The sequence below is a fragment of the Thioalkalivibrio sp. AKL8 genome (assembly GCF_000380525.1).
GTDB lineage: Bacteria > Pseudomonadota > Gammaproteobacteria > Ectothiorhodospirales > Ectothiorhodospiraceae > Thioalkalivibrio > Thioalkalivibrio versutus.
This window is the reverse complement of the sequence record NZ_AQYF01000009.1, coordinates 562553-585043: the sequence shown is the minus strand read 5'-3', so window position 1 is coordinate 585043 and position 22491 is coordinate 562553. Positions and strand designations below refer to the sequence as shown.

General features: G+C 67.3%; 20 protein-coding genes. 13 read left to right on the top strand and 7 right to left on the bottom strand.

Annotated elements, in window-relative coordinates; translation table 11 throughout:
* Window positions 1–13: 13 nt before the first annotated feature.
* From G335_RS0112090 to mtgA, 3 genes are all read right to left on the bottom strand, one after another.
* A complete protein-coding gene (locus G335_RS0112090) occupies window positions 14–700 on the bottom strand; it encodes a zinc metallopeptidase (RefSeq protein WP_018176910.1) in 687 nt (228 codons plus the stop codon).
* A gap of 147 nt (window positions 701–847) precedes the next feature.
* Window positions 848–3160 carry a mechanosensitive ion channel domain-containing protein gene (locus G335_RS0112085; RefSeq protein WP_018176909.1) on the bottom strand — a complete coding sequence of 771 codons (2313 nt, stop codon included), beginning with the start codon at window positions 3158–3160 and terminating at the stop codon, window positions 848–850.
* 118 nt (window positions 3161–3278) lie between these two features.
* The gene (gene mtgA / locus G335_RS0112080; RefSeq protein WP_018176908.1) at window positions 3279–4001 is read right to left on the bottom strand and encodes a monofunctional biosynthetic peptidoglycan transglycosylase; all 723 of its coding nucleotides are present in this window, start codon (window positions 3999–4001) and stop codon (window positions 3279–3281) included.
* 236 nt (window positions 4002–4237) lie between these two features.
* Here mtgA and G335_RS0112075 point away from each other — a divergent pair, with 236 nt between their 5' ends.
* Genes G335_RS0112075 through G335_RS0112065 form a run of 4 tightly spaced genes read left to right on the top strand, consistent with a single transcriptional unit; the run spans window position 4238 to window position 5699 of the window.
* On the top strand, window positions 4238–4567 hold the full coding sequence (locus G335_RS0112075; RefSeq protein WP_018169592.1) for a hypothetical protein: 330 nt from the start codon (window positions 4238–4240) through the stop codon (window positions 4565–4567).
* A complete protein-coding gene (locus G335_RS0112070; protein WP_018169593.1) occupies window positions 4560–4973 on the top strand; it encodes a thiol-disulfide oxidoreductase DCC family protein in 414 nt (137 codons plus the stop codon). Before G335_RS0112075 ends, G335_RS0112070 begins: the two co-directional genes overlap by 8 nt.
* Window positions 4948–5124, top strand: coding sequence for a DUF2256 domain-containing protein (locus G335_RS14515; protein ID WP_077276949.1), 177 nt, complete (start codon window positions 4948–4950; stop codon window positions 5122–5124). The genes G335_RS0112070 and G335_RS14515 overlap by 26 nt, the downstream gene beginning before the upstream one ends.
* On the top strand, window positions 5121–5699 hold the full coding sequence (locus G335_RS0112065) for a histidine phosphatase family protein (protein ID WP_018176907.1): 579 nt from the start codon (window positions 5121–5123) through the stop codon (window positions 5697–5699). The genes G335_RS14515 and G335_RS0112065 overlap by 4 nt, the downstream gene beginning before the upstream one ends.
* A 39-nt stretch (window positions 5700–5738) precedes the next feature.
* On the opposite strand, the gene G335_RS0112060 is transcribed toward G335_RS0112065, so the two are convergent.
* Genes G335_RS0112060 through G335_RS0112050 form a run of 3 tightly spaced genes read right to left on the bottom strand, consistent with a single transcriptional unit; the run spans window position 5739 to window position 11606 of the window.
* Window positions 5739–7322: a TolC family protein gene (locus G335_RS0112060; RefSeq protein WP_018176906.1), complete on the bottom strand. Its 1584-nt coding sequence runs from the start codon at window positions 7320–7322 to the stop codon at window positions 5739–5741.
* Window positions 7315–10389, bottom strand: coding sequence for an efflux RND transporter permease subunit (locus G335_RS0112055; RefSeq protein ID WP_018176905.1), 3075 nt, complete (start codon window positions 10387–10389; stop codon window positions 7315–7317). The genes G335_RS0112060 and G335_RS0112055 overlap by 8 nt, the downstream gene beginning before the upstream one ends.
* A complete protein-coding gene (locus G335_RS0112050; protein ID WP_018176904.1) occupies window positions 10386–11606 on the bottom strand; it encodes an efflux RND transporter periplasmic adaptor subunit in 1221 nt (406 codons plus the stop codon). The genes G335_RS0112055 and G335_RS0112050 overlap by 4 nt, the downstream gene beginning before the upstream one ends.
* Before the next feature lie 194 nt (window positions 11607–11800).
* Here G335_RS0112050 and G335_RS0112045 point away from each other — a divergent pair, with 194 nt between their 5' ends.
* The 6 genes from G335_RS0112045 to G335_RS0112020 all read left to right on the top strand — a co-directional run bounded on the left by G335_RS0112045 (window position 11801) and on the right by G335_RS0112020 (window position 17574).
* Entirely contained in the window at window positions 11801–12259 is a 459-nt protein-coding gene (locus G335_RS0112045; protein ID WP_038034590.1) for a TspO/MBR family protein, read from the top strand.
* Window positions 12260–12343: 84 nt separating this feature from the next.
* Window positions 12344–13357: an ArsJ-associated glyceraldehyde-3-phosphate dehydrogenase gene (locus tag G335_RS0112040; protein WP_018176902.1), complete on the top strand. Its 1014-nt coding sequence runs from the start codon at window positions 12344–12346 to the stop codon at window positions 13355–13357.
* 7 nt (window positions 13358–13364) lie between these two features.
* The gene (arsJ, locus tag G335_RS0112035; RefSeq protein ID WP_018176901.1) at window positions 13365–14600 is read left to right on the top strand and encodes an organoarsenical effux MFS transporter ArsJ; all 1236 of its coding nucleotides are present in this window, start codon (window positions 13365–13367) and stop codon (window positions 14598–14600) included.
* Window positions 14601–14741: 141 nt separating this feature from the next.
* A complete protein-coding gene (locus G335_RS0112030; RefSeq protein WP_018169601.1) occupies window positions 14742–14930 on the top strand; it encodes a YqaE/Pmp3 family membrane protein in 189 nt (62 codons plus the stop codon).
* Between the two features lie 118 nt (window positions 14931–15048).
* Window positions 15049–17268 (top strand): S8 family serine peptidase, encoded by a 2220-nt coding sequence (locus tag G335_RS0112025; RefSeq protein ID WP_018176899.1) that lies wholly within the window; start codon window positions 15049–15051, stop codon window positions 17266–17268.
* An 87-nt stretch (window positions 17269–17355) separates the two neighbouring features.
* On the top strand, window positions 17356–17574 hold the full coding sequence (locus tag G335_RS0112020) for a hypothetical protein (RefSeq protein WP_018169603.1): 219 nt from the start codon (window positions 17356–17358) through the stop codon (window positions 17572–17574).
* Between the two features lie 19 nt (window positions 17575–17593).
* Here G335_RS0112020 and G335_RS0112015 read toward each other — a convergent pair whose 3' ends face one another.
* Window positions 17594–18472 carry a LysR family transcriptional regulator gene (locus G335_RS0112015; protein WP_018176898.1) on the bottom strand — a complete coding sequence of 293 codons (879 nt, stop codon included), beginning with the start codon at window positions 18470–18472 and terminating at the stop codon, window positions 17594–17596.
* A gap of 347 nt (window positions 18473–18819) precedes the next feature.
* Between G335_RS0112015 and leuC the strand changes: the two genes are divergently transcribed.
* The 3 genes from leuC to leuB all read left to right on the top strand — a co-directional run bounded on the left by leuC (window position 18820) and on the right by leuB (window position 22356).
* Window positions 18820–20232, top strand: a complete 1413-nt coding sequence (gene leuC, locus G335_RS0112010; protein WP_018176897.1) for a 3-isopropylmalate dehydratase large subunit — start codon at window positions 18820–18822, stop codon at window positions 20230–20232.
* A 3-nt stretch (window positions 20233–20235) separates the two neighbouring features.
* Entirely contained in the window at window positions 20236–20883 is a 648-nt protein-coding gene (leuD, locus tag G335_RS0112005) for a 3-isopropylmalate dehydratase small subunit (RefSeq protein WP_018145861.1), read from the top strand.
* Window positions 20884–21282: 399 nt separating this feature from the next.
* A complete protein-coding gene (gene leuB, locus G335_RS0111995; protein ID WP_196799820.1) occupies window positions 21283–22356 on the top strand; it encodes a 3-isopropylmalate dehydrogenase in 1074 nt (357 codons plus the stop codon).
* The last annotated feature ends 135 nt before the right edge of the window (window positions 22357–22491 follow it).

Genomic DNA, 22491 nt, shown 5'->3' with positions numbered 1-22491 from the left:
GGGGCGGGAACGGTCATCGGCGCAGGTACCGGAACCACGAGGCGATGTTCAGCAGGCTCATCAGCGACTGCGACAGGTAGGTATAGGCCGCCGCCTTCAGGATGCGTTCGGCATGCGGGTAGTCGGGCGGGTGCAGGTAGTTGCCCTCGCGCAGCATCGGCATGGCACGGCGGAAGCTGGCGTCGAACTCGGTGGGCAGGGTGATGAAGTGGACCAGTGCGGCCAGGCCCATGGACAGCACCCCGGCCAGGAAGAACAGGATCCCCGGCGCCGGGTGCCGCGCCAGCAGCGTAATGAACGGAATGGCGACCAGCAGCCAGGCGCCGATTTGCTGGCCGTAGCGCGTCATTCCGACCAGCGTGCTGCGCATGCGCAGTGGCGCATAGCCCTGGGCGTGCTGCACGGCGTGGCCGACCTCGTGGGCGGCCACGGTAATCGCCGTCAGCGAGTGGCCGTCGTGGTTCTCCGGTGACAGGCGCACGGTGCGCGAGGCAGGGTCGTAGTGATCGCCGTCCTTCGTGGTTTCCACCTGGACCTTGTGCAGTCCGTGGCGGTCCAGCAGCTCGCGCGCCAGCTCCGCGCCGGTGCCATCGTAGCGGTCCGCCGGGCGGTGGTATTTCTTCATGGTGTGGCGGACCCACCAGCCGGGTGTCCAGGCAACGAGCAGGAGCAGAGGCACAAGCAGGATCAGGAGACGCATACGCTCATGATCTCCCGAAGCCCGAGCCGTCGGAAAGAGCCAGCGTCGCCCTGGGGCCTTGGGAGCGGGGTCGCCCGCGAAGCCCCTGCCCGGGAGTGGCCGCGGCAGGGGGGATTCGAGTGCGCGCCCCGCTCACGGACAAGCGCTTCAGTCGTCGGCCTCGTCGTAGTCGCCCTTGTGCTTCGGATTCGGGCGCGCCCGCCGGTCATCCGAGTAGTCGTCGCCATCCTGCTCGTTGGCCGGTTTGTCCTGCAGAAGCCGTAGATTGGCTGCCGGGGCGCCGCCGTCTTTCTCCTGACCGAAGTAGATGGTCTGGTGCGGGAACGGGATCTCGATGCCGGCGGCGTCGAAGTGCTTCTTGACCAGGCGGTTGAACGCGCGGCCCAGGCCGAACTGGGTGCCCGGCAGGGTCTTGATCCGGACCCGTACGTTGACCGAGCTGTCGGCCAGTGCGGTGACCCCGTGGACCTCCATCTCGTCGAGGATGTTGGGCCCCTGGTCGGGGTCCTGCTGGAGTTCCTCGAAGGCCTCGCGCAGGCGCACGATGACCTCGTCGATGTCCTCGCGGTAGGCCACCCCGTATTCGCCCACGTGGTAGGCGAACTCGCGCATGTAGTTCGCGACCGCATCCACCGACGAGAACGGGATCAGGTGGTAGGTCCCGGAGAGGTCGCGTACGCCGAGCGAACGGATGGTCAGGCGTTCCACCACGCCCGTGGTGCCGGCCACCGTGACGACGTCGCCGACGTTGATGGCGTTCTCCAGCTGGATGAAGACGCCGGTGATCACGTCCTGCACCAGTTTCTGCGCCCCGAAACCGATCGCCAGGCCGAGGACACCGGCACCGGCCAGTAGCGGGCCGATGTTCACGCCGATCTCGGCGAGCACGATCATGGTGGTCAGCACGATCAGCACGATGGCCATGGCGTTGCGGAAGATCGTCAGCAGGGTGGTCTCGCGGGCGGTCGGCCCGCCGCCACCGGTGTTCGGGTTCATGCGGTGCTCGACCCAGCTGGCAAAGACCAGCCAGATGGCCAGCACGCCCAGCAGGATCAGCGCCACCGAGATCGCGGTGCCCAGCACCGCCATGCCCATATCCGAGGCCAGCCATGTGGTCAGACTGAACGCACCCCAGGCATCCGCGACCACGGCCAGCACGACCAGCAGGATCACCAGGCGCATCACCTTCAGCGCATTGGGGATGTAGGAGTTCAGGCGCAGCTCCAGCGACGGGAACTTCTCCCGGGTCTCTTCGGGCACCCGAATCCGGCGGCCGATCAACTGGGTCAGCAGGTTGGCGACGAAGATGCCCACGAAGATGGCGAGCAGCGTCTGTCCGGTCGCCTTGGCCATGAAGGGGAGCGCATCTTCCGGCCGGGTGATGCTGACCACGGCCAGGGCCAGGAAGTAGATCAGGGCGATCCAGTGCCAGAAGTTCGCCAGCAACGAGATCACGATGCGGGTGAAGGCGTACTGCGCCCTGTTGGCCAACCTGATCAGGCGGTCATGCACCCGGGTGCGGTTCTGCAGGATGATCACGGCGGCGTAGAGGAAGGCCGTCAGCATCACGATCAGCCCCAACGAGCGCCCCGCCTCGGAGGAGATCTGGTTGTTGGTGATCGGGACCAGCAGCAACAGGCCGTAGCCGATATACCCCACGATGCGGGCCAGCCAGGCGTTCCAGTAAGCGGCCTCGTCCCCGGCCATCGGCAGCAGGCGCAGGCCGTGGTAGCGAGTCGCGAAGATCAGGCGCAGGGCCGCCTTGGTCACCTCGATCAGAAGGAATGCGTTCAGGAACAGCGAGTGCCGGGTGTTCATCTCGCCCGAGTCGCCCAGCACGAACAGCGCTAGTGCATAGCCGGCCAGCCAGGCAAGGATCACGACGAGGAAGTCGATCGCCGCGGCCAGGACCACGGCCGGCAGCGCCCGCATGAGCCGCATATGCTCGGCCGCATTCAAGGCCCAGCGATCAAGTCGGGTGAACAACGGTGCGCCCAGCCTTCGCAGTGTCAGGAACACCACCACGGTGAACACGATGACGAAGGCGAGATCCAGTACCGCCAGCCCGAACACGGTGGGCTCGACTCCGCGCACGCGCTCGGCGACATCCACTGCGATGTCGTTCAGGGCCCGGACCTCGGCCACGGTGCCTTCGGCCAGCGACTGGGTGAGCTGGGCAATCTGGCGCGCCACGGATTCGCTTTCGCCGGTTTCGACCGGCAGGTCATCCGTGGCGGAGTCCTCCGCGCTGGACCCGTCGCCGGAGCGCAGCGCCTCGAGCAAGTCTTCGCGGGCCTCCTCGTTCTCCAGTGCGTCGATGAGCATCTGGCGCAGATCGCTGCCGGAATCTTGCTGACCGGTGTCCTGTGCGGACGCGGCCCCGAGGGGCAGGATCAGTAGGAGGGCGACAAGCACCAGCAGGCGGGAGAAGTCGATACGCGGCGCGCGCAGATGGGTCACGGCAAACCTCCATGTCTGGGAGGGACATCCTTGCGAGCCCCCGGTACGGTCAGTCAGTCCGAGGCAGTCTAAAGGCTGGAAGTTCCGTGCCACAATTTCGGTGGCCTGCGCACAGGCTTTATTCCAGCAGCATCGGATCCAGCCAGGCGATGCCCAATTGGGCCATCTGCTGCTCGACCCAGACGATCCGTCGGTCAAGGTTGGGCCCCGGGCGGACCGGGTTCATGCGCCCGGGGCTGGGCAGGATGGCGGCCAGGCGCGCGGACTGGTGGCGATCGAGCTCGGTGGCGGAGATCCCGAAGTAGTGTTGGGCGGCGTTCTCGATGCCGTAAATGCCGGGACCCCATTCGGCCAGATTGAGGTAGATCTCGAGGATGCGCCGCTTCGGCCAGAGGGTCTCCATGCCGAAGGTGAACCCGGCCTCCAGCGTCTTGCGTGCCCAGGAGCGGCCGTGCCACAGAAAGAGGTTTTTCGCGGTTTGCTGGCTGATGGTGCTGGCGCCGCGCAGGCGCCCGCCGCGGGCGTGATCGCTGAGCGCCTGGCGCACCGAGCCCCAGTCGAAGCCGCGGTGGTTGGGGAAGTGCTGGTCCTCGGCCGCGATCACCGCCAGCATCAGATGGCGGGGCAGATCGTCCAGGCGTTGCCAGTCCGGGCGCCGGTTGGAGGCGGTTTGCCAGTCGGTTGCCACCACCATGGCCATGCCGTAGGGCGGGTCGATCCGGGCGAAGAGCACCACCAGGGCGAGCATTGCCCCGATTCCCAGCGCCAGGACGAATGCGGCCAGCCCGCCCGTCCAGTAGAGCAACCGCCGGAGCGGGCGGCGCTTGCGGCGCGCGGCCACTACGGTCTCCCCCCTTGGCGGTGGGCGTGCGGATGGATGACTGTCCGGACACGTGGATTCATGGGCTGAAAGGATAACGCCTGCGCTCGGCGGGCGGGATGGGGCGTGCCCTTTCTTCCCGCCTGGAAGCACGCGCGGCGAACTGTTTTGCGGTTTCGTGGCCCAATGACGAAGGGGTGAGAAGGACGACCCCGGAATTCGCCTTAACAAGCCAACCGTTCGCGAAGGAGAGAGCCATGGACGTATTGCCCTATCGCTATGTCACCCCGAGCGGCGAGGCCGTGTCCTTCGATTTTTATCTGCATCCCGAGACCGGCTCGGCGGTGCGGGTACAGCAGTTGCTGGATCGCCTGACCGACACGCTGGACAGCGAGATCGGCGTGCTGGGCGATACCTGCAATGGCGACGTGCTGCAAGCGCTGGCAATGGCCCTGGCCGTGCGCACGGAGATGATCCCGGCCAACCCCGAGATGACCCAGGATCTGGCGCGTGATGTGGTCGAGCGGGCGCTCAGATCCCTCGATGGCGCCCGGCACCAGCAGACCGGGCCGGTGGGGCATGCCTGAAAACCACCAGGACCAATACTCCGAGGCCCCGGGACGACCGGTGGTGTTCTTCGACGGCGGCTGTCCGCTTTGCCGGCGCGAGATCGGCCACTACCAGCGGCTCGACACCGCGGGCGCGATCGATTGGCGTGATATCCATGCCGATGCCACACCGCTCGACGCCTGGGGGATTACCTGGGATCGTGCGATGCAGCGCATGCATGCCGTAAGCGCCGACGGGCGCATTCGCAGCGGCGCCTGGGCCTTCGTGCTGGTCTGGCGGCACCTGCCATATTACCGCTGGCTTGGCGGTGTGCTGCACCGCCTGCCGCCGATCGTCTGGCTGATGGATCGCGTCTACAACGTGATTGCGCGTTATCGCTGGCGCTCGCGCTGCGACGATGGGGTCTGTCACCCGGACCGCTAAGGTGGCCCACGCCAAGCCGCATCTACCGGAGAAGACCTGTGCGGTATGCGGCCGCCCGTTCGCCTGGCGGCGCAAATGGGCCCGGTGCTGGGATGAGGTTCGCTACTGTTCGGACGCCTGCCGGCGTCGCCGTTCGGGGAAGATCGCGTGACAAAGCGCTTTGTCGTTCTGGTGTTCTGGATCGCCGTGCTGGCGGTGCCTCTGCCCCTGGTGGCGGGCGATCTGGCGGCTGAACGCGCGATCGTCGCGCAATTACAGGAGCCCCACCGCATCCTGCTGATGCGCCATGCCCTGGCGCCCGGCATCGGTGACCCGTCGGGCTTCGATGTCGATGACTGCGCCACGCAGCGCAACCTGTCGGCTGAAGGACGCGCGCAGGCGCGCGCCAGTGGGGAGCGCCTGCGCGCGGCGGGCCTGGAGTCGATCCGGGTATTCGCGGGTCCGTGGTGCCGCAATGTCGATACCGCGGCGCTCCTGGGCTTTGGTGAGCCCGTGGTGCTGGAGGCGCTGGGCTCGGTGTTCCGCACCAATGCCCCGCATCGGGAGCGACGCATGCGGGCGTGGCGCGAACACCTGGCGGAGGAATACCGGCAGGCGCAAGGACCTGCGGTCTACGTAACGCACCGGGCGAACATCATGGAGCTGAGTGGTCGCAGCATTGGCGCGGGGGCGATGCTGGTCGTCGAGATCGACGCGCAGGGCAACGCCCGGCCGGTGGATGAATAGCCGCGTGACCCGAAGGCGCCGGGTCGTGTGCAAGCCGGCTTACAGACGGATCTCCACGCGTTCGGCGCCGGGGGCGTCGATACCGCGATGGAGCAGCAGGGTGCCGCTGGCGTTCAGCAGTTCGGTGGTGAGCTGACGGAAGCGCACGACCGTCTCGGTCAGGTTCAGGCGGCTCTCCAGCAGGTCGCGCTGGGCCTGGGAGACGGCCAGCGCGGTCCCGGCGCCGACGCGGAAGCGCGTCTGTTCCACCCGCAGCAGCTCTTCCTGCAACTCGACGGTTTCCTTCTGTGCCTGAATTTGTTCGCGGATGCGGGCCGCATCGAACCAGGTGCCGCGCACGTCCTCGATGGCGAGTTGTTCCAGGTTGGCCAGGGTTTCCTGGATCTGCTGGCGGGTCAGCCGGGCCCGGGTGTGTTCGGCCTCGGCGGCGCGGTTGCCGATCGGCATTTCGAAGCGCAGGCCGGCCGCCAGGTCGTAGCCGTCGCCCTGGCGGTCGCGCCAGGTGCGGCTGAAGCTGTCCGCGTAGCCCGACTGGCCCAGGGTCACGAAGAAGTCCAGGCGCGGCAGCAGGCCGTTGCGGGTGCGCACGACCTCCAGCTGGTCGCGCTGGACCCGCAGTCGCGTTTCGTTGAGATCGGCGCGGTGGTCGCGGGCCAGCGCCACGTAGGCATTCAGGGGTTCCAGCGTGTAGCGTTCCAGGCCCGGTTCCGAGCTGGCCTCCAGCCGGGTATCCCAGAGCCCGCCGTTGCCGCCCTGCAGGAGCCGGGCGAGACTGTCCTGCGCGCGGGCGCGTTCGGCGCGGGCGTCGATCAGGCCCTGACGGCGCAGCGCCACCTCGGCACGGGCCGACACGGCCTCGGTCTCGGGGCGGTCGCCGGCGGCGATGCGCCGCTCGGTCTGGTCGAGCTGCTCGCGGGCCACGGCCAGGGCCTCCTCGAAGATGGCGATCCGTTCGTCGGCCAGCACCAGATCCCAGTAGCGTCCCTCGACGTCGGTGATCAGCTGTTCGACGAAGCCGCGGACCTCGTACTCCGAGGCCTCCACGTCGAGGCCGGCCTGGCGCAGGCGCACCAGGTTGGACTCGATACGCCCGCCGCGGAGCAGGGCCTGGGTCAGGCTCAGGCCCGCGCGGGTGGTGAACTGGGGTGCCTCCACGCGCGAGCTGGAACTGCGCGAGCTGCGTACGGAGACCGTCAGGTCCGTGCCGGTTGGCAGCGACTTGCTCAGGCCCGCCTCGCCAAAGCGCCGGGTCGTGGTTACTTCATCGGTTTCTCCGATCTGTTCCAGCTGGCGCACGCTCTGGTCGCGGCTAATCTCCAGCTCGGCGAACAGCTCGGGGTCGAACACCGCGCGTTCCTGCGCCTCGAAGGTGCCCTGGATCGCGGTCTGCAGGCGCTCGGCGCGCAGGCCGCGGTTGCCTTCCAGCGCGCGGGCGACGGCCTCCTCCAGGGACAGGGTCGCTTCCGCCACCGCCTCGCGTTCGAACGGCCGGGCGTCGGTCAGTGCCTCCGCGGGCAGGGACAGGCGCAGCCCGTCGGAGGCATCCGGCGCTTCAGAGGCGTGGGCCGGGAGGGCCAGCGCCAGTGCGAGCGCGACGAGGAAGGGCAGGGGAGTTCTAGGCATGATCCGTGGCGACTCGGTAGACGGGTTGCGGGTGTTCGCCCCGGCGGTGGAACAGCAGGTAGAGCGTCGGGATCAGCACCAGGGTGATCAGGGTAGACGAGAGCAGCCCGCCGATCACGACCCGCGCCATCGGGGCCTGGGCCTCGCCGCCGTCTCCCATTCCGATCGCCAGTGGCGACAGCGCGAGAATGGTGGTCAGCGTGGTCATCAGGATCGGGCGCAGGCGCTCGCCGGCAGCGGCGACGATGGCGGCCTGCAGTTCCATGCCGTCTTCGCGGTGGCGCCGCGCCATGCGGTCCACCAGCAGGATCGCGTTGTTCACCACGATCCCGACCAGCAGCAGGATGCCGATCAGCGACTGCACGTTGAGCGTGGTGTCGGTGATCAGGAGTGCGCCGGTTACACCAATGATCGCCAGCGGGATGGAGAACATCACGATCAGCGGGTCGCGCAGGGACTCGTACAGGCTGGCCATGACCATGTAGACCAGCAACGTCGCGAGCAGGGTGCCCAGCAGCAGTTCGGAGAACGCCGCTTCCTGCTCCTCGATGTCGCCGGTGACCGAGAAGTCGATCTCCTCCGGCAGCGGGATGTCGGCCAGCGCCGCACGTACGTCGGCGGCGACCTCGCCCAGCGAGCGGTCGCCGATGTTCACGAACAAGGTGCTGATGCGCGCCTGTTCGCGGCGCTGGATGCTGTCCGGGCCGATCGCCGTATCGAACGTGACTAGGCTGCGCAATGCCACGCGTTCGCCGTCCTCGCTGCGCACGGTCAGGTTGAGGAGGTCGTCCAGCGAGCTCCGGTCGGCGTCGCGCAGCTGGACCCAGATGCGCGTCTCGTCGCCGCCCGCGCGCAGCTGGCCGGCGCCGGAGCCGCCCAGGGCGGTTTCCAGGGTCTGGGCGATGGTGCGCACGTCCACGCCGAGGTCGGCGGCGCGGTCGCGGTGGATGCGGGTGGCGAATTCCGGCTGTCCGCCGTCGGAGCCAACGCGGGTGTCGGTGACGCCGGGGACGTCCGCCAGCGCGGTCTCGAAGCGCTCGATGACGGCGTTCATCGTGGGCAGTTCGAAGCCGCGGACCTCGATGGAGAGGCTTTCCTCGTCGGCGCCGCGCCCGAAGCCGCGGAAGAAGATCCCGCTGGAGGCGCGCACGCGGATCTCGACCCCCGGCGGGCTGCCCAGCGCGTCGCGCAGGGCCGCGGCGATCGCGTCGGAGGAGCGGCTGCGGCTGTCGCGCGAGCCGACCATCACGCGCATGTTGCCGGAGGCGGGCGAGGAGGCCCGGAACGCCGAGGCGCCGGAGCTGGAGACCAGGTTTTCCAGTTCCGGGACCTCGTCGTGGATGATCGCCTCGAGGCCGGACATGGTGGCGTAGAGCTCTTCCAGGGGCGTGCCGGGCTCCATGGCGACATGCACGCGCAACTCGCCTTCGTCGGTGGCGGGCAGGAATTCCGTGCCCACGCCGCGCAGCCCCGCCAGGGCGATCATCAGCAGCAGGAGGCTGATGCCGATGACCATCCATGGCTGGGTCAGGGTGCGCCGCAGCACCCCCTGGTAGCGTTGCTCCATGCGCGCGAGGGCACTGGTGTCACGCTTCGGCATCGGGGCGCGGGCCATCAGCATCGGGACCAGGGTCAGCGCGACGATCAGCGAGCCTGCCAGGGCAAAGGCGACCACCGCCGCCAGCGGCTTGAACAGCTGGCCGGCCAGTTCCTCGGCGAAGAACAGCGGCAGGAAGATCGCCACGGTGGTCAGGGTGCTGGCGACGATGGCGGGCGCGACGCGCCCGGTGCCGCTGATGGCGGCCTCGGCGGCGGTCTGCTCGGCATGTTCCTCGCGCCGTCGGGCGATGCTCTCGATCACCACGATGGCGTTGTCCACCATCAGCCCCACGCCCAGCGCGATCCCGCCGAGTGTCATCAGGTTCAGCGAGTAGCCGCCGAAGTAGACCAGGCCGAAGGTGGCGATCACCGCCAGCGGGATCGCGGTGGCCGCCACCAGCGTGTAGCGGATGTTGCGCAGGAACACGAGCAGCACCAGCACGGCCAGTGCACTGCCGTAGAGGATCGAACGACCGACGTTGGTGATGGAGTTGCGGATAAAACCGGCCTCGTCGGTGACGGCGCGGATGTCGATCTGGGGGAAGTCGCGGTTCAGGCGCACCAGTTCGGCGTGGACCGCCTCGTAGACCTCTACGGTGTTGGCGTCGGCCAGCTTGCGCACGGCGAGCTGCACGCCTTCCTCCTGGTTGACCCGGAACCGGCGGGTAACGCGCTGGTGGGTGTCGCGCACGTCGGCCACCTGGTGCAGGTAGGTCACACCGTCCTCGCTGCGCTGCACGATGGTGTCGCGGACCTCGTCCACCGAGCGGAACTCGGCCGGGGTGCGCAGGCGGTATTCGCGGCGCCCGTCCATGATCGGGCCGCCGGGGGTGATCACGTTGGCGTTTCGAATGCGATCACGCAGGTCGTCCAGGCCGAGGTCGATGGCCTCGATGCGTTCCGGGTCCACCTCCACGCGGACCTCGCGCTCCAGGCCGCCGAAGGTATCCACAGCTGCCACGCCGGGGATGCGTTCCAGACGCGGGGCGATACGGTTGTCGATCAGAGTGCGCAGGTGGATGGCGTCCAGTTGCGAGCCGATGCCCAGACGCATGATGGGCGAGTCCTGGGTGTCGAACTGGCGTACCAGCGGGCGATCGGCGTCATCGGGCAGGCGGTCCTCGATGCGCGCCAGGCGATCGCGCAGGTCGTCCACCGCCTGGCGGATGTCCGTGCCCCAGGCAAAGTTGATGCGGACGTTGCTGTTGCCCTCGGCGGAGGTCGAGCGGATCTCCTGGGCACCGGTAATGGCGGCCGCGGCCTGCTCCACCTGGCGCGTGACGAGTTGTTCGACTTCCTCGGCCCCGGCATTGGGGTAGGACGTCATCACCGTGACCACCGGGTAGGTGATATTCGGCAGCAGATCCACCGGCAGGCGGGTCAGCGCGGTCAGGCCGAGGATCACCACGATCAGGGCTACCATGCTGGTCAGCACGGGGCGGTGGACCGTTACGCGGGCCGGATTCACGGGGTGTCCGACTCGGGTGTGTCGTCTCCACCCGGCACGTTGCGCGGGTCGGTCACGCGCAGCGGGGTGCCGTCCGCGAGCAGGTGCTGGCCGAGCACGACGACCTCGGTGCCTTCCGGCAGCTCCGGTTCCAGCAGCTCGACCCAGTCTCCATCACGCACGCCGGTAACCGCCTGATGGCGGCGGGCCTGCGGGCGTTCGCCGCTGCGGTCCACGCTGAACAGGGTCGGGCCGGCCTCGCGCTGGATGATCGCGTCGCGCGGGATGGCCCGGACGGCGTTGCGTTCCCCCAGGGTAATGGCGGCCTCCACGAACATGCCCGGGCGCAGCTGGTCGCGTTCGTTGGGGATCTCCACCTCGACCCGCGCCTGACGCGACCCGGGCCGGAATTCCGGGGCGATGCGGGCGATGGTGCCGGCAAAGCCGGCGTCCGGATAGGCGGCGGTGTAGACCTGCGCCCCCTGGCTCGGCGACAGCCGGCCGTAGTCGGCCTCGGTCACGGCCAGGATGGCGCGCACCGGCTGCAGCCGGACCAGCGCCAGTGCGGTGTCGTTGGCGCTGATGACCGTGCCGGGATCCACGTGGCGTTCGGCGACCCAGCGGGTGCTGTCGGCCGTACCCGCCTCGATGCGGGTGTAGCTCAACTGGATCTCGCGGGTGCGTAGCGCGGAACGCCGCTGGCGGATCTGCGATTCGGCCAGGGTGACGCGCGTCTGTGCCAGGGCGAGTTCGGTTTCCGCGGCCTCCAGCTCCGAGCGCGACGCGATCCCCTGGTCGCGCAGCTCGCGGGTGCGCTGCAGTTCGCGCCGGGTGGCATCGCGGCTGGCCAGGGCCTCGGCCAGGCTGGCCTCGGCGACTTCCAGCTCCGCCGCGGCCTGGGCCACGTCCTGCTCGAATTCCTCGGTATCCAGCTGCAGCAGCGGATCACCGGGCTCCACGCGGTCGCCCAGATTGACGAACACCTCGGCAACCCGCCCGCCCACGCGGGGGGTGATCTCGATCCGGTCGGCGCCCTCGATGCTGCCGGTGAAGCGCCGCCGTTCGACCAGGTCGCGGGTCTCGATGCCGGCAATGGCGACTGCGACCGGGCGGGTCTCGCCGCCGCCCGGACGACCGGAAGGGGCCGCGTCGTCTTCCGGCCCGAGCAGCATCCAGGCGAGGATGCCAGCGGCCAGGAGGAACAGGAGCGCGGTGATCAGTGTGGCGGGGCGGGGCATTGCAACTCGCTTGTGTGCCGGGTGGTCAGGTTAGAGTGTCGCGTGGCTGACTGAATCGTGCATGAATTCCGTTCGGAATCCGGCGCCGATTCGATGAAGCCCGGACTAGGACCCCCGAGTACAAGGAGAATTCCGTGACGACATCCGATTCGGCCCGTTCCCCGCGCCCGCGGCGGCGCTCCTTTGCCATGGACATGCTGGGCCTGCTGGCCTGGATGGTGTTGGTCTTCGCTGTGGCGGGATTGGGTGGCTGGGCGACCAGTCTGTCGGTGGGCGACTGGTATCCGACGCTGACGCGCCCGCCGCTGAACCCGCCGGACGCGGTATTCGGCCCGGTCTGGTCCGTGCTGTTCGGCCTGATGGGTCTCGCCGCCTGGCATGTCTGGCGGCGCGTCGGTTTGACCGGTGCCCCGATGGCGCTGGGGCTGTTCCTGGCCCAGCTCGCGCTGAATCTCGGCTGGTCGGTGCTGTTCTTCGGCATGCAACGCCCGGATCTGGCGCTCGCCGAGATCCTGATCCTGTGGCCGCTGATCCTGGCCACCCTGATTGCCTTCTGGCGGATCGACCGTATCGCCGGCGCGCTGCTGGTGCCGTACCTGCTGTGGGTCGCCTTCGCCATCTACCTCAACGCCGGGATCGTCTGGCTCAACTGACGAGCCGGGTCTTCAGCGGTTGGGCGTCATGCGGTTGTCATTTGGGCGGGGTATGCTGACGCGATTTTTCCTGGGAGGGGCTCCATGGCGGTGCGCGTAGGGATCAACGGGATGGGGCGGATTGGTCGCTTGGCGTTGCGCGCGGCATGGGACCGGGACGACATCGAGATCGTGCATCTGAACGAGGTCGCGGCCGACGGGACCGTCACCGGACACCTGCTGGAGTTTGATTCCGTTCACGGGCGTTGGGGTCGCGAGCCCGAGGCCCAAGCGGACCAGATCCGGATCGACGGGCGCGAGCTGCGCCACACGAGCCTGGCCGAGCCGGGGCAGGTGCCGTGGGGCGAGTCGGACGTGGACATCGTGATCGACGCCACTGGCGCCTTCCGCACCATGGACACGCTGGAGCCGCATTTCACCCGGGGCGCGAAGCGCGTGGTGGTCGCGGCGCCGGTGAAGGATGAGCGCGCGCTGAACGTGGTGATGGGTGTGAACGACGCCGCTTACGATCCCACGAAGCACCACGTCGTGACGGCCGCCTCCTGCACCACGAACTGCCTGGCGCCGCTGGTGAAGGTACTGCACCCGGCGCTGTCGATCCGCCACGGGACGATTCTGACGGTGCATGACATGACCGCCACCCAGTCCCCGGTGGACCTGCCGCGCGACAACCTGCGTCGGGCCCGTGCAGCCGGGCTGAACCTGATCCCGACCACTACCGGCTCGGCGAAGGCGATTGGCGACATCTTTCCCGAACTGAACGGGCGTCTGAACGGCCATGCGGTGCGCGTGCCACTGATGAACGCGTCGCTGACCGATTTCACCTTCGAGTCCGCGCGCGAGACCACGGTGGAGGAGGTCAACGGCCTGCTGCGCGAGGCGGCGAACGGCGATCTGAACGGCATCCTCGGCTACGAGGAGCGCCCGCTGGTCTCCAGCGATTTCCGCACCGACCCGCGCTCGTCCATCGTGGATGCCCAGTCGACCATGGTGGTCGACGGCACGCAGGTGAAGGTGCTGGCCTGGTACGACAACGAGTGGGGCTACGCGAACCGGCTGGTCGAGCTGGTCGCCCGCGTCGCCAAGCTGGGGGTTTGAGGCCGTCTTGAGCGGAGCGGCCGACCAGCCAAACCCGGGCGGGCCGCCCACCCTGGGGCTGGGTGCCTACGCGCGGATCACCGCGAACTACTGGGCGTTCACCGTCACCGACGGCGCGATCCGTATGCTGGTCGTGTTGTTCTTCCACCAGCTGGGCTACAGCCCGCTGGAGATCGCCTTCCTGTTCCTGTTCTACGAGCTGTTCGGGGTGATCACCAACCTGACCGGCGGCTGGCTGGCCGCGCGGCTGGGGGTGAACACCACCATGATCGGCGGGACGCTGCTGCAGGTGGCCGCCCTGCTGATGCTCACGGTGCCGGAGGCCTGGCTGGGGGTCGCCTATGTGATGTTCGCGCAGGCCCTGTCCGGGATCGCCAAGGATCTGAACAAGATGAGCGCGAAGTCCGGCGTGAAGCTGATCGCCGGCGACGGGGAGGGGCGGCTGTTTCGCTGGGTGGCGGTACTCACCGGCTCGAAGAACGCGCTGAAGGGGGTCGGCTTCTTCGTCGGCGGGGCGCTCCTCTACAGCGTGGGTTTCCAGGTGGCGCTGGTCATCCTGGCCGGGATGCTGGCGCTCGTCATGCTTTTCTCGGTGGTCGGACTGCCGCGCGGGCTGGGGCGCGTCGGCGGCAAGCCGAAGTTCACCCAGATGTTCTCCAATTCCGCCGCGATCAATGTGCTCTCGGCTGCGCGCTTCTTCCTGTTCGGCGCGCGCGATGTCTGGTTCGTGGTCGCGCTGCCGGTATTCCTCAGCGCCACGCTGGACTGGAACCACATGCAGGTGGGTGCGTTCCTCGCGCTGTGGGTGATCGGCTACGGCATCGTGCAGGCCTCCGTGCCCCGCCTCTTGGGTAAGGGCGGGGTGCATCCGACCGGGCTCACCGCGCGCCTGTGGGCGTTCATCCTGATGCTGCTGCCGATCGCCATCGTGATCGGCCTGGAGGTGGGCCTGGACCCGGCCTGGGTGCTGATGGTCGGGCTGGGCGTGTTCGGCGTGGTGTTCGCAATCAACTCCGCCGTCCACTCCTTTCTGATCCTCGACTACGCCGAGGCCGACCGCGTCGCCATGAAGGTCGGCTTCTACTACATGGCCAACGCCGGCGGCCGCCTGGTGGGTACCGTCGCCTCCGGCGCCATCTTCATGGTCTGGGGCCTGGAAGGCGCCCTGATCGCTTCCACCTTCTTCATCTTCGCCACCTGGATGATCTCGTCCCTGCTCCCCCGCGAAGCCGCCCGCGCCTGAGAACCGAATCGGCATTCTCCAACTTGGAGCAGCTGGGTCCGTTGTCGCCTTGCCTGCTATGTCGGATTTCTTTACGGTGCAATGGTCTGTTGTGTGACGGATATCACACTTTTGATCAAGATTGCGTACCAGGGAGGTCCCATGCGATTGCTTCTTGCCTTTTTTCTGCCGTGGTTGCAGATGTTTACGATTGGTCGACCGTTCTCGGGCATCCTCTGCCTGTTGTTGCAGCTCACCATCATTGGATGGATCCCAGCTGTGATCTGGTCGGTGTACGCGTTGAACCAGTACAAGACGGATAAGAAGATCCGGGCAGCAATAATGAAGTAGTACACAAGGCCCGGCGACGAGGTGTGAGTTCGCCTTGTCCATTGCCTATTGCCCGGACTTCACCGGGCATCTTTCTGTTTTTCACGTTGGGGGATCAATGACTCTTTCAGGGAGAAGTGTGTTCTTTGCTGGGGTGGCGGCCGCGGGGCTGGCGCTGACCGGCTGCGGTGGCGGCGGCTCCTCCTCCTCGAACGTGAAGCCGGAAGAAGACACTTACGTCAACGTTACGCCGGCCGTTCAGCAAACCACGATCGAAGACGGGGAAGACGCACTAATCGCGGTGATTGATACGGAATTTCGCACCAGCCATGAAGAATTCGAAGGCCGGATCGAGACCTCCTATAACCGTCAGACCGGCGGCGAGGATGTAACGGCATCGGTGGACGACGAGGATGGTATTCCTGCCTATATGCACGGGACGCCGGTGGCCGCCCTCGCCGCCGGCAACACCTTCGGTGTGGCGGGCAATGGGAAGCTCGCCCTGTTCAAGGCGGGTTCCGGCGGGTCTGTTCGGAGGAGCTATCTTCAGGAGGGCATGAAGTGGTCGGCCGAGCAGGATGCCCGGGTGGCCAATCTGAGCTTTTCGGGCGGCCTCAATGCCCTGAACGATGCGGACACCGCGGACGCACTGGCGAGCTCGGTGGAAATGGAAATGCCGGATGGTAGCTTCGAGCGTCTTGGAACGGCGATCGTGATTGCGGCCGGCAACGAAGGCGAGAGCGTTACGGATAACTTTGACATGGAGAAGGCCACCGACGATGGGCTGCTGTCGGTGCTGGACCAGACGCTGATTGCGGTCGGGTCGGATGAATGGGAAAAGTATCCGGCCAGTAATTATCCCGGCGCGGACGAGGATCTCCAGGCCCGTGCACTGGCGGCACCGTTTGTTGCGCAGTCCGCTTCGAATACGAGCGATGACGCCACGGGCACGTTTGGCGGAACCTCCATCGCCGCGCCCCAGATCGCGGGCATGGTGGCCACGATCAACTCGCAGTGGCCGCACATGTCGGCGAAAGAGACCACGGGGCTGCTGCTGGATACGGCAGACCAGGGTTCCGAGCTGTTCGAGAAGAACGATTGCGGCCCGGACGAGAACCTGAATTGCGGGAACTACTACCTCGGTCAGGGTCACGCGGACCTGGAGGAGGCGTTGAAGCCGCAGGGCGAAACGGCCATCGCGTCCAGCGGAAAGGTGGAAGACGGCGGCCACGCGCTGTCCGAGACGCAAGCGACGTGGTCCTCCAGCTTCGGCGGCAGCTTCGACACCGCGGCGCTGGAAGGGGTCGTGGGATTTGATGACCTGGGCCGGGACTACCAGCTGGACCTGTCCAGTCAGAGTCACCCGGTTATGGCCTATGGCCAGCGCCTGGCGGGTCGAGTGCAGAAGATCGCCACGGCCGGCCTGAACCCGCGCCCGATCACCAATGAGGTCGCCCCGGGGTTGTCGATGACCAGTCATCACACGACTGGCGGAATGATGGGGGCGAGTGAAGTGCGCCTCGATACCGGAACGGTCGAGCTGGCGGCATTCGGCTTCCACCAGGGTGAAACGGCCCTCATGGACCCGTGGACCCCGGAAAACGGGATGGCGATGCTGTCCGATGGTTCGGGCGGCCTGTCCCACTTGCTGAGTCAGGGTGCGGGCTTCGCCGCCACCTTGTCGATGACCGACCGTGTAGCGATGGATGTGGGCCACTGGGCAGGCTCGGCCAAGCGCGACGAGGACAGCCTGTATAACGGCTACCGTCAGGCCCGCACTGATGTCGCCATGCGCTTCGATGCGACCGATGCGCTGGAACTGGAAGTCGGCTACGGCCAGCGCCACGAACAAGGCGGCCTGCTGGGTTCTCGTGGGTACGGCGCCCTGTCGCTGGGCGACCGCTCCACCATGGGCCTCATGTCGGTGGGGGCGAACTGGTCCATGGGTGACTACTTCGGCTTGATGGCGCGCTATGAGCGCGGCCAGGCAGATGTGGCCGGCGGCCCGGGGATGATCCGCTCCATTGACGGCCTGACCACCGAGCAGTCCGCATTGGGCCTGACTTTCGAGCGGGATCAGCACGAAGCGGTGTTTATGGTCAGTCAGCCGCTGCGCGTCACCGCCGGCACCGCGAACCTGGATGTGCCGGTGGGTCGGGACGTCGAGGGCAACGTGATCCGCGAACAGCGCAGCGCCAGCCTGGCCCCGAACGGGCGTCAGCAGGATGTCGAGCTGGGCTACGCCTACGCCCCGAGCGTGGATAGCCGACTGAACGTGAACCTGCTGTACTCCAACAACCCGGACCATCAGGATGGTTCCGACGCGGCGGGTGTTGCCACCTTCTCCAAGCGGTTCTGAACCATGACGATGCGCACACTCACCTGCAACCGGGCGGTCCTCGTGGCCGCTCTCCTCCTCCCTCTTGCGGCCTGTGCCGGAGCGGACATGAACGCCGACCCCAACATCCACGGCTACCAGTACGATGCCGAGGGCAACCCGGTCGCGGCGTTCGTGTTCCAGGGCTTCGATGAACGCGATTGCGCCCAGTACAGCCTTCGTCCGCTTCAGGAGGATGCCGTGGCGGTCGCCGCGATGTTCGTGTGGGACGGGGAACAATTCGTCCTGGACCAGGACGCGTGCAAGCCGGGGGCGACGCCTCGATGAAGCACTCGTCTTGAAAGCGTTAACGGCCCTCTAGCATCAGAATCATTGACTTTATTGATTGGGAGCGGTAGCGGTCGGCGTGGCGGACCCAGCCGAGGTGGCGGGTGACGGGCGCGCCGGGCCAGTCGAGTACGGCGAGGTCAGCGGTGGCCATGGTGCGGGGGAGGAAGCCGATGCCGAGGCCGGCCGCGATCATCATGCGGATGACTTCCAGGTAGGGGCTTTCCTGTGCGGCGGTGGGGTGCAGGCCCTGTGCGGCCAGGGCCTGGTCGATCTGGCGGCGGGTGGTGGAATCCGCGGGCGGCAGGATGGCCGGCCAGTCGTGCAGGCGCCGCAGGGTATCCAGCGGGGTATCGTCAGCGCGGTTGCGGGCGACCATGGGGACGAGGTCGTCGGTCCATACCGTGTGCGCCTCGGCGCCCTTCGGCAGATCCTCGGGCAGGGTGGCCAGGGCCAGGTCGGCGTCGCCGTGCATGACGGCCTCGATGCCGGCCTCGGAATCCATGAATGCCAGTTCCAGTTCCAGTTCCGGGTAGCGCTCGCGCAGGGCCGACAGTGGCGTGGGCAGGCGGTGCAGGGCGATGTGGTGCGAGGTGGCCAGGCGGATGCGGCCGCGCACCACCTGGTCGAGGTCGGCGACCTGCTGCTCGATGGCGCGCAGGCGGGCGAGGATCTCGCGGGCCTCGGGCAGCAGGCGCTCCGCGACCTCCGTCGGGCGAACGCGGCGGCCCTGGCGCTCGAACAGCGGGCGCTCCAGCGTGGCCTCCAGGGACTGGATGCGCTTGCTGATCGCGGGTTGGGTCAGGTGCAGGCGTTCGGCGGCGGCGGAGAAGGCGCCGGTGTCGACGACCGCGACGAAGGCCTGCAGGGATTCGACGCTCAGTTGTTCAGGGCGCATCCATGTCTCTCCAGTCCCTGCGTGAGATAATGATCCGTTCGATGGTCGGGCTCGGCATGACTCGGCATTTATATAACCGTATGGAATGATACGGATAAGAAATCGGATTTGAAAGAATACCGGGCTGGCCGCAGACTCTGCGTCAAAGGTCGCCATGAAACGACGTCATTGCGAGGAGCCGAAGGCGACGCGGCAACCTCCTGAAGCTGGCAGAGCGCCAGTATCGGGATCGGGTGGTTTCGGACGGAGGTTGCCACGGCCCCTGCGGGGCCTCGCAATGACGGTGCCAGTGGCGGCGCCGTGCAATAACGGTGCCCTTGGCGATGTAACGATCGCGGGAGTAGGTAATGGCAGGCAAGACCCTGTACGACAAGTTGTGGGAGGCGCATGGGGTGCGCGAGGAGCCGGATGGCTCGACGCTGCTCTACATCGACCGCCACCTGGTGCACGAGGTGACCAGCCCGCAGGCCTTCGAGGGGCTGCGGCTGGCCGGGCGCAAGCCGTGGCGCGGCGATTCTGTGCTGGCGGTGCCGGATCACAACGTGCCCACAGAGAACCGCGACCAGGGGATTGCGGATCCGGTCTCGCGCATCCAGGTGGACACGCTGGAGAGCAACGTCACCAGCCTGGGGCTGAGATTCTTCCCGATGGCGGACGTGCGCCAGGGCATCGTGCACGTGATCGGTCCGGAGCAGGGCGCGACCCTGCCGGGGATGACCGTGGTCTGCGGCGATTCGCATACCTCCACGCATGGCGCGCTGGGCGCGCTGGCCTTCGGCATCGGCACCTCCGAGGTGGAGCATGTGCTGGCCACGCAATGCCTGTGGCAAAAGAAGACCAAGGCCATGCAGATCCGTGTGGAGGGCGCGCTGCGCCCGGGCGTCACCGCCAAGGACGTGGTGCTGGCCATCATCGGCCGCATCGGCACCGCTGGCGGTACCGGCTACGCGATCGAGTTTGCCGGCTCCGCGATCCGCAGCCTGTCGATCGAAGGCCGTATGAGCGTCTGCAACATGTCGATCGAGGCCGGGGCCCGTGCGGGCATGGTCGCGGTGGACGAGAAGACCATCGAATACGTGCGCGGCAAGCCGCAGGCGCCGACCGGCGAGATGTTCGAGCGGGCGGCCGAGTACTGGCGCACGCTGGTCTCCGACCCGGATGCCGAGTTCGACGCGGTGGTGGAGATGGATGCCGCCGAGATCGCCCCGCAGGTCAGCTGGGGCACCTCGCCGGAGATGGTCGCGCCGATCGACGGGCGGGTGCCGGACCCGGCGGCCGAGTCCGATCCGGTGCGCGCCGAGGGCATGCAGCGGGCGCTGGAGTACATGGACCTGAAGGCGAACACCCCGATGACGGAGATCCGTCCGGACAAGGTGTTCATCGGGTCCTGCACGAATTCCCGGATCGAAGACCTGCGCGCCGCCGCCGAGGTGGTGAAGGGCCGCAAGAAGGCCGACAACATCAAGCTGGCGATGGTGGTGCCGGGCTCCGGGCTGGTGAAGCAGCAGGCGGAGCAGGAGGGGCTGGACCGCATCTTCCTGGATGCCGGCTTCGAGTGGCGCGAGCCGGGCTGTTCGATGTGCCTGGCGATGAACGCCGACCGCCTGGAACCGGGCGAGCGCTGCGCCTCGACCTCGAACCGCAATTTCGAGGGGCGTCAGGGGCAGGGTGGGCGCACGCATTTGGTCAGCCCGTCCCTGGCCGCCGCGGCGGCCGTCGCCGGGCACTTCATTGAACCGTCCGCGTTGAAGGAGGCGTAAGCGATGCAGGCCTTTACTGTACACAAGGGGATCGTCGCGCCGCTGGACCGCTCCAACGTGGATACCGATGCGATCATCCCCAAGCAGTACCTGAAGTCGGTCAAGCGCACGGGCTTCGGCCCCAATGCCTTCGACGACTGGCGCTACCTGGACCCGGGCGAGCCGGGCATGGATGGCTCGAAGCGCCGGCCGAACCCGGACTTTGTGCTCAACCAGGCGCCGTTTGACCAGGCGACCATCCTGCTGGCGCGCAAGAACTTCGGCTGCGGGTCCTCGCGGGAACATGCCGTGTGGGCGCTGACGGACTTCGGCTTTCGCGCCGTGATCGCGCCGTCGTTCGCGGACATCTTCTTCTCCAACAGCTGCAAGAACGGGCTGCTGCCCGTGGTGCTGGCCGAGGACGAGGTGCAAAGCCTGTTCGACCAGGTGGAGGCGAACCCGGGTGCCCAGGTCGAGGTGAACCTGGACGAGCTGACCGTGACCGCGCCGGACGGTACCGTATTCGATTTTACGCTGGACGAGGACCGCCGCCATCGCCTGCTGAACGGGCTGGACGATATCGCCCTGACGCTGCAGTTTGCGGACGATATTCGCGCCTTCGAGGAGCGCCAGCGCCGCGAATGGCCGTGGATGGCGGAACAACAACGGTAGACGGTGCGTCTGGCACGGCCTGGATCCGGGCACCGTCATTGCGAGGAGCGAAGCGACGAAGCAACCTCCGTCCGGAACCACCGGATCCCCGTACCGGCGCTCTGGCAGCTTTGGGAGGTTACTCGCTGCGCTCGCCCTTCGGGCCGGCCTGCGGCCGTTCAACGCGCTTCGCGCTTTTGTGCCACGGCCCCTGGCGGGGCCTCGCAATGACGGGGGGCAGGAAGCACCGTCATCGCGAGGAGCGCAGCGACGTGGCGATCTCCCAGGGCAGCCCCGGCGCTGGCTCGGGTAAACGTCGGGGGTTGCGACCGGAGGTTGCCACGTCGCCTGCGGCTCCTCGCAATGACGTTGCCACTAGGAATGTATAGGTAAAGAATAATAGTTACTTGGGAGAGGTTTGTGAGCCGAATTCTGGTATTGCCCGGGGACGGGATTGGGCCCGAGATCGTGGCCGAGGCGCTGAAGGTGCTGGAGCGCGTGGGCGAGATCGGCGGTCTGGATCTGGAGATCGAGCAGGGCCTGATCGGGGGCGCGGCGCATGACGCGGCCGGGCACCCCTATCCGGAGGCCACCCGCGAGGCGGCGCGTCGTGCAGACGCGATCCTGCTGGGGGCGGTGGGTGGCCCGCAGTACGAGTCGCTGGAGCGCGACCTGCGCCCCGAGCGTGGGTTGCTTGGCATCCGCTCGGATCTCGGCCTGTTCGCGAACCTGCGCCCGGCGATCCTGTATCCGCAGCTGGCCTCGGCCTCCACGCTGAAGCCCGAGGTGGTCAGCGGGCTGGACATCCTGATCGTGCGCGAGCTGACCGGGGGGATCTACTTCGGCCAGCCACGCGGGATCGAGGAACGCAATGGCGAGCGGGTCGGCTTCAATACGCTGGTCTATAGCGAATCGGAGATTGAGCGGATCGCCCGAGTCGGCTTCGAGGCGGCGATGAAGCGGGGCAAGCGTCTGTGCTCGGTGGACAAGGCCAACGTGCTGGAAGTCTCCGAGCTGTGGCGCGAGGTGGTCGAGCGTGTCGGGAAGGAATTCCCCGAGGTCGAGCTGTCTCACATGTATGTGGACAACGCCGCGATGCAGCTGGTGCGTGACCCGAAGCAGTTCGACGTGATGGTGACCGGCAACATGTTCGGGGACATCCTGTCCGATGCAGCGGCGATGCTGACCGGCTCCATCGGCATGCTGCCGTCCGCCTCGCTGAACAGCGAGGGCGTGGGTCTGTACGAGCCGATCCACGGTTCGGCACCGGATATTGCGGGGCAGGGCAAGGCCAACCCGATGGCGACGGTGCTGTCGGTCGCGATGCTGCTCCGTCATAGTCTGGACCGCAACGACCTGGCCGAACGCATCGAGGCGGCTGTGGGTCGGGTACTGGATCAGGGCCTGCGCACGCCGGACATCTTCGGTGAAGGCATGACACTGGTGGGTACCCAGGGGATGGGGGATGCCCTGGTGGCTGCGCTGGACGATTGAGGCGGCCTCACGAACGGGGCTTGTATCACGCGCAAGTGTAGGATGCGTTGAGCGCAGCGAAACGCATCATTGCCTCCGCTGGGGAAGAGATTGATGCGATTCGCTGCGCTCGTCGCATCCTACGGTTCAATAGAA